Source organism: Cohnella soli, assembly GCF_042655525.1.
GTDB lineage: Bacteria > Bacillota > Bacilli > Paenibacillales > Paenibacillaceae > Cohnella > Cohnella soli.
In genome coordinates this window covers 102,235-121,386 of sequence record NZ_JBHSMI010000028.1, presented here as the reverse complement: position 1 = coordinate 121,386, position 19,152 = coordinate 102,235, and the positions used below count along the sequence as shown (strand labels likewise).

Below are 19,152 nucleotides of genomic sequence, written 5' to 3'. Positions count from 1 at the left end.
ATGGATAAAATCGGCTATTGGTATATCTATGAATCAATTAATCTATTAACATGACGAGATCTGTTACGGTTGCAGAATAATAGCCGTCTCCGGGCGCTCGACCACGCTGTACGTGATCGAGGAACCCCCGGATACTTTGGCTTTCATTTGAATGCTGTTAATGACCCCAGTCCACGATTCATCAAGTGCAATCGCTTTGTCGCACGTGAACACGGCTTCGCCTGGGCGGAAAGAAGTGACTACGACATCCGTACCTGCGATGCGACCGGTTGTGAGTTCCTTCTTGCTTGTTAAAGTTGACAAGTCAACAATTTCAATGGCGTTCGGATCATAGGTCACTTTGAGCGTATAACGGCTGAAGTCCATAATGTCTTTGCCGACCATACCCATGTCGACTGTTTTGGCTTTTGTAAGCTTCGCGACGAGTGTGTTGTTAATGATATAACCGCTCCAATCGCCGACACCGCTAACGTTGGTTGTACGGATGCGATATTTATGCTCTGAACCGAGTTCTACCCGACGGTGTTTGTACTCGTTTTTCAGGTTTGTGCTGAACACTTGTCCGTCCACTTCGACTTCGTACTTCGTCGCCGTTGGATCCCAGTCCCATTTCAACGTGACGATGTTGGCGGTAGAAGTGACGGCGATGTTGCTTGGGATCGTTGGGCGATCCGGCAATGTACGCAGTGTTACAACCGCACTCCAATCCCCTTCGATGGCGTCCGTTCTAGCGCGAATTCGGTATTGATGCGTCGTAAACGGATTCAGCAACGTATCGACGTAGCTGGTCCCATCGAAGTTATCCACGATAACGACGCCGTCGAGTTCCACGTCATACCCGAGCGCACCATTTACTGCACTCCAGTTCAAATACACTTGGTCTCTGGATGCGGTCGCCGACACATTGAGCGGTACAGCAGGCTTCACTGGAAGCGCCGTGAAGAGCAACGGCTTCGTCCACGCACTCTCTCCTGTAACGCCAAGCGCACGGATCCGGAACGTATGGGCCGATTCTGGAGTGAGTCCCGTCTTCGTGAAAGTTGGCGATGACACGCCCGTCACTTGCCCGTCTACTTCGACTTCATAGGAGGCTGCGTTAACTACCGCTTCCCACTGAAGTGCGATTGACGTGTCCGATAGCGTTTCGACAAGGCCTGCCGGTGTCGCTAGCTTAAACGTAGTAATGGCGACCGGAGCACTCCATGTCCCTTCGCCTAGTTCATTGACTGCACGGATGCGATACGTATGCGATGAACCTGGCGTCAAGCCACTGAACGAAGCCGTTGTCGTATCGTTGAGTGGTACAATTGCGCCGTCTGCTTCAATGTCGTACGTTAGAGCGTCCGCTACAAGCGGCCAGCTTAAGGAGACAGATTTGTCGCCTACGAGCGGTTCGTTTGGTACCGGTACGTCTGGCAGCGTGTTTGTCGTGCTGATGAGCTGCGCTGGACTCCACGGGCTCTTGCCCCCAGCGTTAATCGCGCGCACGCGGAACGTATGACGGCTGCCCATCGGCAAGTTCGTTTGCTTAAACGTGAGCTGTTTGCCTACAGTGAAGAGCTGCCCATCCCACTCGACTTCATAAGCAACTGCGCCCGTTACGGCATTCCATGTCACTGAGACCGTCTTCGCGGTAGTCGCAGGCACGATGGTGTTCGGGTACACAGGTGCGAGCATAAGCGTGCGTGAAATGATGGGCGTGCTCCACGCGCCTGGTGTGCCGTCTTTAACAGCGCGAACGCGATACTGATGCAGGGTGTTAGCTTCAAGTGAACTATGTTTATACGAGAGCACTCTGCCTACCGCAACCGGTACGACCTGATTGTCCACTTCAACTTCATAAGTAGTCGCTTCCGATACCGGCGACCAACTCAGCGTAATGCTGTTGCTTGTTGGCTGCGCTTTGACGTTTTTCGGCATCGCAGGCGGCAAAGCAGGCGGGCCGACACGAATAGCTGTTGACCAAGCCGTATACACGCCTTCTTCGTTGGCGGCACGGACTTTGAAGTTATACGTATTCTTCCTGTCCAACTTGACTAGCGAAACTGTCTTGCTAGACAGGATCAGGTTAACCGGCTGATTCACAAGCTGGCCTTCTGCGGTGAGATACTTGTTACCAGTGGTGATTTGGTATTTCGTTTCATTCGGGTTGCTGTCTGTGATGACCAGTTTCGCCGGTTGATCTGTGACTTGTTGCAGCGCGACTGTCGGGACAGTTGCTAACGTGTACACGTCTTTCGTCGTGGCACGTACGTTGCCGCTGCTGTCTTTGACTTCAAACTTTGCGGTGTACTTTGTGTTTGGCGTAAGGCCCGTCGCCGTGTAGGACGTGCCGGATTCAAAACTGCCAAGCACTGAGGTTCTGTTATTTGCCGTATCTTTGTACAGAACAACCGGTTTGTTATTCAGTACTTTTAATTGCTTATCCACCAGAACAATGGGCTGATCCATTTGCCCCGTGGTTGCACTTGTGAGTGAAGCAGGCGCTGACCACGACGTACCGTCTGTCGAGGTGAGAACACGTATATTTTTCGTCGTTGTGCTGATTGCGGAATCAATGCCGCTATAGACAACGAAGAGTTTATTCGACGCATCTGACGTCATAACAGGGAAATCCTGATGATACGTGTTGCCTGTCGTCAGCTTCACGGCAGATGACCATGACGTGCCGCCCGTTGTCGATTTCAGATATCGGATATTTCTGGCCGATGGCTCGCCGCTATCCGTACCAGACCATACCAAATACAAATTACTGCCTTCCGCATAGACACTAGGGTCTAGTTGCGGATAACTCGACACGGCAACTGGGGCATAGGCCGCCCAACTGCTACCGTTCCAAACTCTGTTATAAACATAGTAAGCTGAGCCATCTACGTACTCGTTAAAAATGACCGGTTGGTTGTTCACGAGCACAAGCGACGGGTTGGACGATTGATAGGCTGCTGTGTTGTCTGTCGTTAATTGTGAAACCGTCAACCACGTTAAACCGCCGTCCGTGCTCTTGGCATAATAGAGATCGTTGGAAAGAGAATAGGTTGCCGTTTTCCCAGTCCATACCGCATGCACAACGCCACTACTATCTGCCGCGATCGCCAAACTTTTCGTTAACGGAATGTCTGTGTGGGCGGTTGTCACGTTAACGGTTTGGTTAATAAGATTCACATTGCTTTGTGTGACAGCATCAAAAGTAAATGCGCGTATGGTGGTTGCACCGTAGCGCACGAGACCTGTGATTTTCGTGCCATTCGCCGTAATGACCGGTGCAGATTGAATATTAGATGCATCTACTAAACTTGCAAGTTGTGTCCATGTTTTGCCTTGGTCTTTGGAGACATAGAAGAGAACGCCAGTACTCGAAGATCCCGAATATCCAGCAACGAGCCACCACCCATTGGAAAGGAGTGTGATTTTGTTGTCCGCTGCGCCGGGCATATCAAGGCTCGGGCTTCTGACCGCTGCACTTAATTGCGTCCCGGGCACGAGCCAGCCGCTCGATTGTCCATTCAGCGAATACTGATACGGGCTTACAGCTAGCTGGGCAGACGAGTCTGGCGTACTGCCTTTAAGCTGGATGCTTGTGGTCCCCGGCGTAACCTCCAATGTATCTGGATTGATTGCGCTGTCTTGTACTGTAAACGTCGCTGTTTTCTCGATTGATTGATACATGGTGTTCATGACAACACGGACTGTATGCGATCCTTTCGTAAGCGAAGCATTGGCGATAGATTGGAATTTCACAAAGGCAGAACCATCTGTGAGCTTAATCGTTTGTTGTTCTCTAGGTTCAGGTTCAGTATCTAAATAGTACTTTGCATTCAGTGTTTCTCCAACAGGTCCGTTAACAGTTGCTTGAATGCCAATTCCCTTGTAAAAGAATTGATCCACTTGCGTCGGGGTAGATGGATGCATAGGAAATCCGAGTTGGTTATAGTCGTTATTTCCCCAGGCTTTCACCGTTCCGTCGTTCATCAGAGCTAACGAGTAATAATAACCCGTGACCAGTTCCTTCACATTTAATAGTCTTGGTACTAGTGTTGGCGTCATTCGGGTTGTCGTGTCTCCCAAGCCTAATTGACCAAAACTGTTATATCCCCAGGCTTTCACCATTCCGTCTTCCATCAGGGCTAACGTATGAGAAGCCCCAGCAACAAGTTGCATTACACCGGTTAGCCCCGATACCAGCATTGGCGTCGTTCGATTTGTCGTGTCTCCCAAGCCTAATCGACCATAAAGGTTATTTCCCCAGGCTTTCACCGTTCCGTCTTCCATCAGGGCTAACGTATGATACTGGCCAGCAACAAGTTGCTTTACACCGGCTAGTCCCGATACCAGCGTTGGCGTCGTTCGATTTGTCGTGTCTCCCAAGCCTAGTTGACCATAAACGTTATATCCCCAAGCTTTTGCCGTTCCGTCTTCCAGCAAGGCTAACGTATGATACTGGTCAGCAACAAGTTGCTTCACACCGGTTAGTCCCGATACCAGTGTTGGCGTCGTTCGATTTGTCGTGTCTCCCAAGCCTAATTGACCATTACTGTTATATCCCCAGGCTTTCACCGTTCCGTCTTCCATCAGGGCTAACGTATGAGAACCGCCAGCAACAAGTTGCTTTACACCGGTTAGTCCCGATACCAGCGTTGGCGCAGCTCGGTCCATCGTGTCTCCCAAGCCTAATTGACCATAAACGTTATTGCCCCAAGCTTTTGCCGTTCCGTCTTCCATCAGGGCTATCGTATGAGAAGCCCCAGCAACAAGTTGCTTCACACCAGTTAGTCCCGATACCAACGTTGGCGTCGTTCTGCTTGTCGTGTCTCCCAAGCCTAATTGACCAGAACCGTTATTGCCCCAAGCTTTTGCCGTTCCGTCTTCCATCAGGGCTAACGCATGATACTGTCCAGCAACAAGTTGCTTCACACCGGTTAACCCTGGCACTAATGTTGGCGTCGTTCGGTTTGTCGTGTCTCCCAAGCCTAATTGACCAGAACCGTTATGGCCCCAGGCTTTCACCATTCCGTCTTCCATCAGGGCTAACGTATGAGAAGCCCCAGCAACAAGTTGTTTTACACCGGTCAGCCCCGGCACTGGTGTTGGCGTCGTACGGTTTGTTGTATCTCCTAAGCCTAACTGACCATAATAGTTATAGCCCCAGGCTTTCACCGTTCCTTCCTCCATCAGGGCTAATGAATGAGAACCCCCAGCAACCAGTTGCTTGACTCCGGCTAGTCCCGTCACTATTGTTGGCGTCGTTCGATTTGTCGTGTCTCCCAAGCCTAATTGACCATTACTGTTATATCCCCAGGCTTTCACTGTTCCGTCTTCCATCAGGGCTAAAGTATGATACTGGCCAGCAACAAGTTGCTTCACACCGGTTAGCCCCGATATCAGCGTTGGCGTCGTTCGATTTGTCGTGTCTCCCAAGCCTAATTGACCATAATAGTTGTAACCCCATGATTTCACCGTTCCGTCTTCCATCAGGGCTAACGTATGAGAATGGCCAGCAACAAGTTGCTTCACACCGGTTAGCCCCGATACCAGCGTTGGCGTCGTTCGAGTTGTCGTGTCTCCCAAGCCTAATTGTCCATAATAGTTAAATCCCCAGGCTTTCACCGTTCCGTCTTCCATCAGGGCTAACGTATGATACTGGCCAGCAACAAGTTGCTTCACACCGGTTAGCCCTGGCACTAATGTTGGCGTCGTTCGGTTTGTCGTGTCTCCCAAGCCTAATTGACCATAAACGTTATAGCCCCAGGCTTTCACCGTTCCGTCTTCCATCAGGGCTAACGTATGATACTGGCCAGCAACAAGTTGCTTCACACCGGTTAGCCCTGGCACTAATGTTGGCGTCGTTCGGTTTGTCGTGTCTCCCAAGCCTAATTGACCATAAACGTTATAGCCCCAGGACCAAACCCGCCCATCTTGAATCAGGAAAGATGAGCTGGATGTAGGATTTGTGACTACCTTTAAACTGACTGCATCAACCAATAAATTCATATCCATCTGGTAAGCCGATGTTTGAAGCGTCGAAGCTAAAGTAAACACCGATTTATTCGAGGAATCTCCTATCCCCAATTGACCGTTGCTGTTCTGACCTGTGCCATACACTTTATTTTCATAGCTCACTACAAAAGCATTTCCATTGCTGCCAACATAGCCATGCGCAATTCGAAAGTCTACGTTTACGGTTGTTGGCAGTAATTTGTTGACTACATCGTTGGTTCCGAGTTGTCCATTACCATTGTATCCCCATACTTTTAGGCTATCGTCCTTCAGAACAGCCATTGAACCATGGTACCCTGCCGCGATCGATCTTACATTTGTCAGAGAGGAAGCTACTACTGGAATTCTCGAATCCATGGCACTGCCGTCGCCTAACTGGCCAAAGACGTTATATCCCCACGATTGAACTCCACCATTTTTATTTAAAGCAAGTCCATGAGATTGCCCAGCTGCGACTTGAACGATATTCGTTAAACCTGTAACCGTAGTCGCTATCGAACTATTCACCGTACTTCCAGAGCCAAGTTGCCCGAGATTGTTATAACCCCACGACTTAACGGTGCCGTCCGTCAACAAAGCAAGGACAAACTTATCCCCCACGGCAATCTGCTTAACACTCGAAATCCCGGATAATGTAACAGGTGTCGTGGAAACCCCAGCGCCCAGAAGTTCCCCGTACGTATTGGTTCCCCATCCCTTAAGCGTGCCATCCGTCAACAAGGCAATGGCAAACCCGTTCCCTGCCGCAATTTGTTTGACATTGGTCAATCCAGAAATAAGGGTAGGCGTGTATGTATTCGAAGTACCTCCTAGACCTAACTGACCGTTGGCATTTTGCCCCCAGCTTTTGACTGTTCCGTCTTGCAATAGGGCATACGAGTTGTATCCATAGGCCGTGACTTGCTTGACACCTGTTAGCCCGTTAATTACAGTTGGCGTAACGTAGCTTGATGTCGTACTCCCTAGTCCCAAAGCACCTGTTCCGCCATCGTACCCGCTAGACTTGACAGTTCCATCTGTCTGCACAAACAAGGTGTGATAATTTCCCGATGCAATAACAGCCGGCTGAAGCGCAGGATCATAAGCGGCTTCAACCGTTCGTGCTGACCATGCAAATCCCCCAAATCCTTGAATAATCAAACTGAAAATCATGAGCAGAATCCATTTACGTTTCTTCTGAAACATTCGACAAACGCTCCCTCAGTTTAGTGACTTTTATCATGTTTCAACAAAATCCACTACACATCATATTACCTATGGAGGTACTTGTCCTTGACAAGTTTTGTTTGAAAATGTCACATAATGTCGAATCCGCTGATCCAGGGCTTATTTTTTCAAAAAAGTTACATTTTAGATATCACATTCTCAAAATCTGTATTTATAATGACCGTTCTAATAAAAATAAAAGAACCCAGAATGTCGAGATTCTGTTATACTCCCCATCCGGTAGACAGGTGGATAATAAAACCTATTTTGCGTGAGGGGAGCATTTCACTCTAAAACTGAGCATACGACATCTGAGAAGTTCGCAATAATTTAGCAGTTTGAGCGCGGAGATATTGGTGTGAAATCTGCAGTAAGTATTTTCGGCGTTTCGAAAATTTACAGAAACGAATCGACCTCACTCTTTTTTGCTTCGCTCATAAACAAGACAATCGGAAGGTAACAGCGATCGGGGATACCAATACACGTCACTTAGGCTTTAGGAGATATTGGACAAGTCTAATCAAAAGCAAAGGTGTCTAGAATTTTCCGTTGCATTTATAACGGACCCATGGAATCCTTCTGGGGAACGAAAAATGCGAGAATTATTATTTACACATTCACCGTACCTTTGAGCAGTTAAAGAGAGACAGTTAAGAGTGACATTGACGATTACATCCGCTTAGCGTTATTTAGGTTATAAAAGTAAAGCAGCATTGACGTGCGTACAAACAAGATAGAAAAATCGTTATACGGTTATTACATGGGTTAGATGTGTTTTTGGTTGAATGATGAGCACTTTCGGCACTAGCTCCTCACCTCGGAACTCCAATTGGCAGCCACTCGGGGAATAAAAAAATCGCTTTGAAAGACAAGATCGTCAGGATAGCTATTGAATCGAAAAGAGGGCAAGCGGTTTAACCACTCCAAAAAAGAAGCAAGAAGAACAAGCCATCCAGGGCATGGAGTATCTTAATTCGAAAAGAGGAAAGACGTCTTATGGGGGGGTGGAAAAACCATTGGCACTTTTTTGGGGGTGTCGGACGGCGGTGTTGAAAGCCTGATGGATGTTCAGCTTTTAATACCGGTTTACCAAGACTTTGTCGCTAGGAACGCCAATCGGTGTTGAACGGAAACAGGACAAACCCTTTCCCAAACAAAACGAAAGGACTTATCACCAGCTATCTTCCATCTCCCGATCACGCTGCTGTAGGAGCGAACAGTAAAAAATGAAAGATAGCGAAAATAAGTCCTGACTTCCGTTCATAGTTAATATTTGTCCTGTTACCATTCAAGGGGCATGAAGAAGCCGAATCCTTGCCCGATTAGAACGTACAGGCTTATTGTCGCTATCCTCACCTTCCCGAACTCACTTACTGTAGGCAGCAGCGACAGGAAAAATAGATAGCGGCGAATAAGTCCTGACTTCGTTCACAGGTAATTCGGTTCCTCGTCATATCCACCGATTGGTGTGACTATCGGCAACCTCTTCCGGTAAAGAAAGTTCTGCATCCATGCCCGGGCACATCCTCTCATTCTGCAGCGAAATCCCCAAGAAGGAATGGAGAAGCCGGGGAACGGTTGGCGGTGACGCTGGCGAACCAGGGTTGGGCCCGCAAGGCAATGAAATCAGTAGGGCAAAATGTCGGGTACGACGTCAGTCCATCTCACACGAGAGGAGACATACTGCGACTTACATGCCGCTCAATCGTGATACAGTTCTCGCCGAACGTTCCAATACCTGTATTACATAATTTGAAAATCAAACTCAGCACAGTAGAAAGAAAATAATTCATTTTCATCCTCTTTTACTTTATAGTTGATACCCTCGATTTGATTTTCTGATACATCGTTAATATTTATTAACAATTTATACAATCCCTCTAACTCGCCAATTTTCAAATTTCTTACACCCAAAAAGGAAATTACTAACTTTTGATCTCCTTCATGAAAAGATAATTACACAAAACGATGTTTAACAAGTATTCTGAGCAAACCATCTTCACTGCCGATATTGCGACTTACATGGAGGGATTGTAAATAACCAAAATCTCTTTGTCTTTGGTTAAAATTAAATATGAAATCCTCAGCTTTTTTCATGGCTTATATTCCCCTTCAATGTGACTTCCTGATTCATACGGAGTTTTTCCAGGTCCCCATTGGTAGGTATGATAATGGGTATCGGGTATTCCTTGTGCTTTATTACCGGCATTATAGCCAGTTCTCGCAATTAGCCTACCATATTCATCATAATAAGCTTTCCACGGCTGAACTCGCCCCAAATCGTCTATATATTGCCCACTCAATTCACGGGTACCAGGGGTAACTTGATTGAGTGCCTTTCTAGACAGGTATTCACCTCCATTAGTGATAACCTGTACTTTTGGAACTTTACCTTTCTCAGCAGCCTTAACCTCAACCTCAGTAGCTAAAGCCCCCCGAGCAGACCCTATTCGGAGCGAGCCAGCCACGTAGCCGGCGACTAAGAGACCAAACCCTTCCGCCATTCGTGCATTCACTTGCTCTTGGTACATCTTGTTTAGTTCAGAAGCGGATATTCCTAAATCGAAGCTCCAGTGGTATGTCGTTTTCATCCAGTCTACCGTCGAAATCTTAAAGAAACCACCCCCACTAACTTCCATACCAATACTTTTTAACTGTGCTTCTGTAACTTTGCCCTTACCCTTTTCCATCATATCAATGGCTACCATTGCAACCTCTACGGATGGGAAAATGTCAGCAGTGTACGTCAGGAACTTCATTTCCTTCTTGTTGACATTGTACGAAAAATCGATCATTGATGTTGCATTGTTTGTTACTTCATTCGTCTGCTTATTGGTCGAAACTTCGTTTTTAGTGGCTACTTCCACATTCGTTCTGCCGATTGTGATCACTGTCGTTGTTGCAGTGCTGCCGGTTCTGCCATCGTAATTGATCTTTGGCGCTACGGGCGTCGTAATATTAACTTTTGCAAGTTCTGTGCTCCACTGGTCTGCCGACAATGACTTACCAGCCGTCGCACTTGTGATAAGGCTTTGCATTTTGCTTTTTTCATCATTTAAAGGGGTAACGACCACGGCGTTCGGTGCTTTATCCGCATCTTTTCTGATCAGTTTCGCTTGTTCGGCAATTGCTGTCCTCTCCGCAGGGCTTGCCGCACTATAATAGGCATTTGTTAGTGCGATTAGCTCGGCTTGTACAAGGCTATTGTACTTTTCATCCCCCTTCTGAACATGACCGGTCGGATCGGTATACTTAATTGGGTTATTGCTGACATATGAATAAATATTCAGTGACAGTGGATCATTTGCCTGCCCTCTGTACGTATCCTCCGTCAAGAACCTCGCCAGCTTCGGATCATAGTAACGCGCATTGAGATAATACAACTTCGTCTCTTTATCGTACTGGTAGCCGGCGTAGCGGATCGGGTTGCTTACCGTTTCGTTCTCGTTCGTGACCACCAAAGAAAAACCTTGAAAGGCACGAAGCCAATCAAGGTAAGGAAGAGAGCAAAATACATTATCTAACTTTCAATACTTGTTCCGAAAATTTCACATATTCATCATTACATTCAGTTTTTAATCCCAGTGTCTGCAAAAAGTCATGAATATAATCCTTAAGGACTGATTCAAACACATGAATTGGGACATATTCTAATCCAGTCAAATATTGAAAAGAAATCTCCTCTGAATATACACCTTCATTATCCCACGATATTTCCACTTGATTACCAATTTTCCTGAAATAAACCTCAGACAGATATGAGCCTCCCCTACTAGAGAACCAAGAATGTTTGAACTCCCAGTCTTGTTTTGTGCTAAACCACTCATCAAATTCATCATCGTTGTCTGAATCAAATTCCAAACTGCTAGCTAATAGTTCTATCGAGGTATTACCTTGAACAGGTAAAGGAAACTCTTCATCAGTTAAAATGGTCGGCAGATTCTCACTTAACCATTCTACTAAGTGAATCAAGTTCCATTCATAAGTGGTATCTTGATTGTTCCTAGAAAACTTACAAAGTTCTTTCCCATTGACCCAGAGCTCAAACTTCCCCCACGATTCAGCAAGCAATCCCTTTTCGTTAAAAGGATTCTTTGTAAAGTCATATTTAATTGAAAATATACGAGTATCGCCAAACACTCTCAAGCCTAATCACCTCATTTGTTATTTTTTATCATTTTATTATAATCTGCTTTAGAAATTTTTCCGTCATTAACCATTTGTCTCAGCACATCAGCAGGTACTTCCTTAGCAGGATTAACAACTTCATAAGGATGCCATCCTGCTTCACCATCAGGTTGAAACTTAACTAACTTGCCTTCATAAATATTGTAAAGTTGTTTGTTCTTTGAGGACGAATAAGCGCCATCTAGTAGCTCTTGCCCAGTTTTCGCATCAGGTATTGGATTAGGGCTTCCCCATCCACTTTGAGGGTCATGCTTAGGACTAGGCTCATAAATCCTTTTTGGAATATCTCCCGCACCCTTAGCTACATCCTCTGCACCTGTTAGAAGCCTTTTTGCAGCTTTGCCTCTCTTGATAAGCTTCACTTCAGGGAGAATAATCCCGGCTGCGGCGATCCAGCGATCCGTCGTGCTTAATTTCTCTCCGGTGATTAGATCATGACCGGAAAGCACTTCTATGATTGACTTTCCATTCCCTACGAATGGCGTTAGGTCTGCTCCCGCACTGGTCAATTCAAGTTTAATATTCACTTTATTATCTGTTGTTTGCAGATAATCTGCAAATTGTGCCGTAGTCATATTCGAGGCTTGAACACAAGCAGATCCTGTGCATTCAAACTTTAAGATCGTATAAAGAGAACTGATCTGATCTGAATTAATACTCTTTGATGCAATGACCTCCTTCGCTATACTTACCAGTTCATTGGTAGGCTTGTAGTCATTACTTATCGTTTTCTTCTCTGTTTTCTCACCTTTTACCATAAGCTTCGTGTCAATGGTCTCTTTATTAGCAGACGTGCTTATTAGTGTATTTCCCTTAATCTTATCGTTATTATTATTGAAGATCTTATCTAAGGTTTCGGGTTTAATAATAATTTTTCCGTTTACAATTCCCGCATTAACACCATCCGCTTTGATTGAAACAGATTGTCCATTGATTTCAAATGTAACAGTCTTGGTTGTATTATTCCAAGACTGTATGGATCCACCGTAGCCATTTTCAACTACATTTCGTAAGGCCACTGTTGCATTTGTTTCCGCATGCCCCGAAGGATCCCAATACATAATCGGCTCGTTATGCACATAGGTGTATAGGTTTAAGCTTAACGGATCGCGTCCTTGCCCTCTATACGTATCCTCCGTCAGAAACCGCGCCAACTTCGGATCGTAGTAACGAGCATTCAAGTAATAGAGCTTGCTCTCCTCGTCGTACTGGTACCCTGCGTAGCGAATTGGATTCTTCACCGTACCAACTTGATTCGTAATGTTCCCATATGCATCGTACACATAAGAGGAAGCTACCACACCCGTTGGCGTCAACAATGCCGTAACATCCGCATGGCCGTTGTACAAGTAGAAGTACGTCTCAGACCCCATCGTACGCGAGATAAGATTGAGCCCATACAAATGGCGTGCCGTTTGCTTGTTCTTGCCGTCCGTCTCCAGCACCACTTTGTCGTACTCGTACAAGTAGTTCGTCGTAATGCCATCACTCGTCGTTTTCTTCACGCGAAGCCCGTCACCGTTGTACTGGTAAGTCGCCCCGCTGTTCCCTGTCGCTACTTTAATCAGTTGGTTAAATCCGTCGTACTCATAGCGTGCTACGCCTTCCAGCACATCCGAGATACGCGGGTTCGGGTTCGTCTGGCCGTAAATAAATAGGCCAAACGTTGGTGTCGGCAAGTTACTCGGGTCTATCTTTTTGCGTACTTCCGTTGATTTGTTGATCAAATTCCCGTTGTTGTCGTAGGCGTAGTTCACTTGCTGTGTCTCGCCATTCGATTTCACTTCAACCGTGTTCAGCAGACGGTTCTGCTCGTTGTACGTATACGAGATCATTGACACGCTGCCACTTACCATCGTCTTCTCGTTCCAACGGTTGCCTGCGGCGTCAAACGTGTATTCCGTTTTCTTTCCGCTTGGTTCTTGCACCATTTGCAAACGATTCAGCGCATCGTACGTATAGTCCGTCTTGCCGTTCACGACACCGTTTACGGTTTCGTTCTTCCACTTCTGGTTATCCGCATTGTCATAGTCATATGTGTACACGTCGAGCAGCGTCGCACCTTGATAGTTTTCGAGCTTCGTCAGCTTGTTGTTTTTGTTGTACGTGTACTTCTCCTTCGCGCCGCTCGCATAGGTCACCTGCTGCTGCGTGCCGTCCGCGTAGTACGTGTACGACGCTTGCAGCGCCGCACCGTCTCTCACTTCCACGAGCCGGTTCGTTTTGTCATACACTTTGGTCGTGACGTTGTTCTTCGGATCGGTCGATATTTCTGCAACAAAACCCGATGTCAGTCCCGCCGTTTGATCCAGTTGAAACGTCGTTGTCCCCAGACCCGGTACGGATTTCGTAATGACGCGGTTTAGTTCATCATACGAGCGTGTCGTCAGGCCCGAAGGATCCTTCATGCTGAGCTGGTTGCCGTTGTTATCGTACGTATAGAAAATGGCATTGTCTTTCAGCACTAGACCACTACCGTCAACCGACTTCGAAATGAGGCGGTTATGCGCATCGTAGAGGAACGTCGTCGTGTTGCCGTTGCGGTCGACTTGGGTTTTGAGTTGTCCGCTTGCGGTGTACGCGTAGCTTTCTACTTTCGATGAATTGTACTGATAGTTACCTGGTTTACCTGTACGTCCGCCATGGTCGATCCGGCGAAGCAGCAAGTTTGCAACGTTGTACTCAAACGTCGTCACAAAACCTCTACCGTCTTTTTGCGTCAGCTTGTTGCCGTTTAAGTCATACGTATAGGAAGTGACTTCACCGAGTGCATTCATAACGGAGGTGAGTTGGCCACGCTCATCGTACGCATAACGCGTTGTGTTACCTCGGCCGTCGGTTTGGCTCGCTTGTAGTCCATTGTTCGTATACGTTTGTGCAGTTGTATGCCCTTCCGGATCGGTTTTGCCGATTTGCCGGTTGTTGTGGTCAAATGTAAACGCCGTTACGCGGTTGAGTGCATCATAAGAAGCGATTTGCGCGTCGTTGGCGTTGTAGACCGCTTTTAAGATGACTACACCTGCTGCATCCGTCGTTGCCACCAGACGATTCCGCTCATCGTACGTATACGTTGTTCGGTTACCGAACCAGTTTTCTTCCCACAGCTTGTTACCGTTTCTGTCGTAGCCGGTTTTCGTCGATTGCGAAGATGTGGTGCCGGACGCATTCGTCACTTTCACTTTCGACTCGACGGCTCTACCCAGAGCGTCGTATACATACTCGTTGACATTGCCGTTGCCATCCGTCACAAAGCGTGCATGACCGTTCTTATCGTACGTCGTCGAAGTGGTAATCGCCTGCGAACCGTCTTTTTGCTGATTGGTTATGCTCAGCGTTTTCCCTTGGGGGTCATAGGTGTATAGTGTTACGGCACCTTCAACGTCTTCGGTTTGGATGAGGCGCCCCATCAGGTCGTATTGCTTCGTTACGCTGTACGCCGGCAATGACACATCACCCGGGTCTTCGCTACGCGCCACTTGAGAGAAGGCGTTGTAGGTGATCTTTGTCGTGTTGCCGTTGCCATCGGTTTCGCTGATCGCACGTCCTGCAAGATCGTAGACGTTTGTTTTGAGCACTTTCTCCGGCGCGTTCAAAGAAACGCGCACCGTCTGTGCCGTGACGTTACCCGCATCGTCATAACGCGTGCCGTTCACGTTGCCGTTTGCATTGATCACGCCAATCGCGCGGCCTGCGCCGTCATAGAGCGTTTTCGTCGTGAATTTGAGTCCACGCTCTTTGGATACCGCATCCCGTACTGTCACCGGCAAGTTGGCGGCATTATACGTCATTTCTGTGCCATAGCCGGATTGAATCCGTGCCGAGAGGCTCGCCCCTGTACCTGCGGCATAGCCTTCGCCGTCTAGCTCTTTGACGATATTGCCGTTCTCATCGTACGCGTACGCTTTCGTGACACGCTCCGTTGGCGTATCGCTCCAAGCAAACGTGGTTGGGTTCAGATTTTTGTCGGTAAAGAATGTCTTCACCGCTTGTTCGCGGTTCATGCTGTCATAAACGTATTCTGTACGGCTCACTTCCGTGAGCGCTTTGGTCGCGTCGTAGTTTTGCGGCGACACTTCCAGCGTTTTGCGACCTGCGCGGTCGTACGCATATGCCGTCACGCCTCCGAGCGCGTCCGTTTGCGTAAGCAGTTGGCCGCGTTTGTCGTACGCGAACGTCGTTACATTCCCGATCGCATCGGTGTTTGTGGTGATACTGCCCATGCTGTCATACGTTTGAGACGTTTTCAGTTCTGTCGGCAACCCTTTTTCATCGATGCCCTCGGTGGTCGTTGAAAGTACGCGACCGAGCAAGTCGTACGTCGATTGGCTCACAACGCCATCTGGACGCACTTCTTTTACGATGTTGCCTGCAGAATCGAACGTGTACGACGAAACAAGCACCGTATCGCTGTCGTCGGTAAAGTCATTTCCGGCGAGGTCGCCGCTACGCACATGTTTCTTCACTTCAATCGGCTTTGCGTGGTAGTCATAAGTATATTCGGTTGTGATGGCTTCACTGCTTGACGTATACACGTCTTCCCGAGTCACACGGCCTAATGCATCGTATTCAAATGTGGTTTTACCGCCTGCGCTCGTTAGTGTCTGCGCAATGAGTCCATTTATCGTATAACTCGTCTGCGTCGTGATCAAGCGATCGACGCTTGGCGTAGCCATGGCGCTTACCGCGTCTTTGCCCACTTGCTCGCCTGTTTTGCGTCCAGTGCGATCGTACGAAATGCCCTTGTACGTAAACTTGGACCCTTCCAGCGGTGTCCACGTTCCGGTTACGCGATTTAGTCCATCGTAGCGGTACAGCGTCGCGTTTCCGCGCGCGTCCTTCGTAGACTTGATCGTTCCGTTTGCATTGTACACGGTCGACGTCATCGTGCCGTCCGCACGAAGCACGCTTTCTTCTCTGCCCAGTGCATCGTACGTCCACGTGGTTGTGGACGTGTTCGTGTCGCTGGCATAAACCGTTTGTTTCTTTTGGGATCTGCCGTCAGCAAGCGCGACGTACACCGTTGTATCCAGCGTCGCCGGAATGGCGGCTTCATCGGTCTTAAACTGCGTTTTTTTCAGGCGGTTCATCACGTCGTACTGATAGAGATAAACAGCGCCGTTTGGCTTCGTTTCCGAAGCGACATTGCCGTAGACATCGTAGGTGAACGCAGTCACATTGCCTAGCGCATCCGTTTTCGATTTCACGAGACCATTCGCCTCGTAGGTGATCCTTGTGCCGACATTCGTTTTCCGATAGACAATTGTCGGTGATGCATCGTTCAGCCCATCATCGGCTGCGTTGTACACAAGCGGCGATACGGTTTGGATGACACGGCCATAGTTGTCATACACGTTTACCGTTGTCTCGCCGCCTTCTTCAACGATTCGGACGAGGCGGCCGTTTTTGTCGTAGTCGTACGTCGTCACAAATCCAAGCGGCGATGTGTCGCTTGTTTTCCACCCGATGCCGTTAAAAGTCGAAGTCGTTTCATTGCCTGCCGGGTCTGTAATGGAGGTCTTGTTGCCGTCGGCGTCATAGCCGTACTGCGTCAAGCCGCCTTCCGGGTCAGTTTCAGCTTGCAGCAGCCCTTTTGCTTTGTAGCCAAGCTTTGCTGCATCCGCGTCCGAGACGTATTGATAAGCTGTAATCGCAAAAGCGTCTTGATTCACAGACTCGCTGTACACGTCCGTGCCGTTGAGTGGTTGTACTTTTTTCAGCAGTCTGATTTTGCTCGTGTCATAAATATACTCGGTGCGTTTGCCAAGTTCGTCTTTCTCGACAATGAGGTTATTATTGCTGTCGTATTCATACGCACGGAAGCTGTTATCCGGGTTGATGATCTTTGTGATGTTGCCGTTGTTGTCGCGTTCGTACTGCGTTTTATTGCCATAACGGTCTGTGATGCTCTTCTCTTCGCCAAATTTGTTGTAGCTGTTCGCATCAAGGAAATACTCGGCAAGCGTTATTTTTCCTTCCGGGTCTTGGCTTTTGATGACATAACCCGCCGTATCGTACCATTTGATAGTGGTGAGTCCTGCCACATCTTTGACGGTTGTTTTGCGATTGGCGGCATCGTACGTGTAAACCAGCACATTGCCCGTCGTATTTGTCGCAGTGGTGACTTTGTGCTGATCGACGCCTGCTGCATGGGTGTACGTGACACTTTCCAGTACTGTGCTAGAGCCATCTTGTACACTCGTCAAATAGTTCGAGCTGTCGTATCCATATTTGCTGATCACTTTACCGTTAGGATCGGTGACGGTGCTCAGACGGTTTTGGGCGTCGTAGCTGTAGGTGACAACGCGACCGATGGGATCAGTCACTGTTGTGATGTAGCCCGTCGCATTGTAGCCAACTGTATACACGCGGCCCGCCGTGTCTGTGATTTTACGCGTTTTGCCTTGTGCGTCAGACTCAATCGTGAGTCGGTTGCCATTGCGATCTTGCATCCAGCTTAAAAAACCGGCAACGTTAAAACCGTACGTATATTGATCTTTCGTCGTCAGCACATGTGTATTATCCGCGAGCTTCACGAGCGTGCTGTGAGAGTCATTGGCCGTATAGAGGTTGCCGTTTTTGACGAACACTTGCGCGCCGCCATTTGGCAGTTTCACGACTTTGAGTCCCGACGGGTTGGTCGTGTCGTCTTTCACGCTGCCTTCAAACCCGAACGTCCAGCCGCGACCCATGGAGCTTGACGTACGGTCGTCTTTAGAGTTATACGTCCGGCTGATGTTGACCATAAAGCCAGGCGAAGAGACGCTCAGGTCAGTGACCGTCTTGCCGTAGTTACCGGTAAACAGGTTAACGCCCTCTTCACCATAGTGCAGTTGTTCTAACAGATTCGCCGAGATGTCCGCCGCTAGCGTGACGACCATTCTGCCGCCTTTGGTGTTCCCTTTGTCCGGTTCCGGTGTTTCCGGCTGTTCTGGCGGTGTAACAACAGCTTGTCCAGTCAGCGCTGCGGAGGCACTGACGAAGCCACCGGAAGACACTTTGCCTTTCAGGGCTGTTGCCGACGTGACATTGGCTCGAATACGGGAGAAAATTTGGGCATTCGTCAGGTCAGGGTATTTGCTTTTGAGTAATGCGGCAATGCCGGTTACAAATGGCGCGGCCATGCTTGTCCCGCTAAGTGCACCGTAGCTCTCGTTCGGGAGCGTGCTCACGATGCCCACGCCCGGTGCAGCGACGTCCACCGTGCTGCCATAACCCGCGAAGGACGCCAGTTTGCCTTGGTTGTCAATGGCGGTAACCGAAATTAAGTTCGCAAGCGTGTAGGAAGCCGGATAAACCGGCGTCGTGTCGACGCTGCCGCCATGGTTACCTGCGGCTGCAACGATGAGCATGCCGCTTTGGGCCAGCGCGTCGCGCAGTGCCGGGTTGTTGTCTGGTCCCCCGAAGCTGACGTTAAGGATCGAGACGCCCATAGTTTGGGCATATTCAATCGCTTCGATCGCATCTGACGTATAGCCGCTGCCGCCAGTGATAAATTTGAGCGGCAATAGGCTTACGCCTGGCGCCACACCTCTTACGCCGATATCGTTCGCTTCGGCCGCGATAATGCCCGCCACATGCGTGCCATGTTTGTCGTCTGTCGCGCTGTCGAAGACGGTGGCGTCGCCGTTTGCGAAGTCATAGCCGTGCACGTCGTCCATATAACCGTTGCCATCGTCGTCGATGCCGTTGTCCGGAATTTCGTTTGGGTTGGTGTAAATGTTATTTGCCAGATCCGGATGTGTGACGTCGATGCCCGTGTCGAGC

At 48.5% G+C, this 19,152-nt stretch carries 5 protein-coding genes; all 5 read right to left on the bottom strand.

Going from position 1 to position 19,152, the window contains the following annotated elements:
* Nucleotides 1-63: 63 nt before the first annotated feature.
* On the bottom strand, nucleotides 64-7,179 hold the full coding sequence (locus tag ACFPOF_RS16835) for an RCC1 domain-containing protein (RefSeq protein WP_378134681.1): 7,116 nt from the start codon (nucleotides 7,177-7,179) through the stop codon (nucleotides 64-66).
* A gap of 1,977 nt (nucleotides 7,180-9,156) precedes the next feature.
* Complete coding sequence (locus tag ACFPOF_RS16830; RefSeq protein ID WP_378134679.1) at nucleotides 9,157-9,297, bottom strand: hypothetical protein; 141 nt, start codon at nucleotides 9,295-9,297, stop codon at nucleotides 9,157-9,159.
* A complete protein-coding gene (locus ACFPOF_RS16825; protein WP_378134677.1) occupies nucleotides 9,294-10,658 on the bottom strand; it encodes an RHS repeat-associated core domain-containing protein in 1,365 nt (454 codons plus the stop codon). The genes ACFPOF_RS16830 and ACFPOF_RS16825 overlap by 4 nt, the downstream gene beginning before the upstream one ends.
* 58 nt (nucleotides 10,659-10,716) lie before the next feature.
* Nucleotides 10,717-11,340 carry a hypothetical protein gene (locus tag ACFPOF_RS16820; RefSeq protein ID WP_378136007.1) on the bottom strand — a complete coding sequence of 208 codons (624 nt, stop codon included), beginning with the start codon at nucleotides 11,338-11,340 and terminating at the stop codon, nucleotides 10,717-10,719.
* A 17-nt stretch (nucleotides 11,341-11,357) separates the two neighbouring features.
* Nucleotides 11,358-19,152, bottom strand: a 7,795-nt coding sequence (locus ACFPOF_RS16815) for a S8 family serine peptidase (protein ID WP_378134675.1), incomplete at its 5' end; no start/stop codon positions are given.

Coding starts and splice junctions, on each gene's coding strand:
- ACFPOF_RS16830 (WP_378134679.1), bottom strand. CDS start 9,297: ATGAAAAAAGCTGAGGATTTCATATTTAATTTTAACCAAAGACAAAGA.
- ACFPOF_RS16835 (WP_378134681.1), bottom strand. CDS start 7,179: ATGTTTCAGAAGAAACGTAAATGGATTCTGCTCATGATTTTCAGTTTG.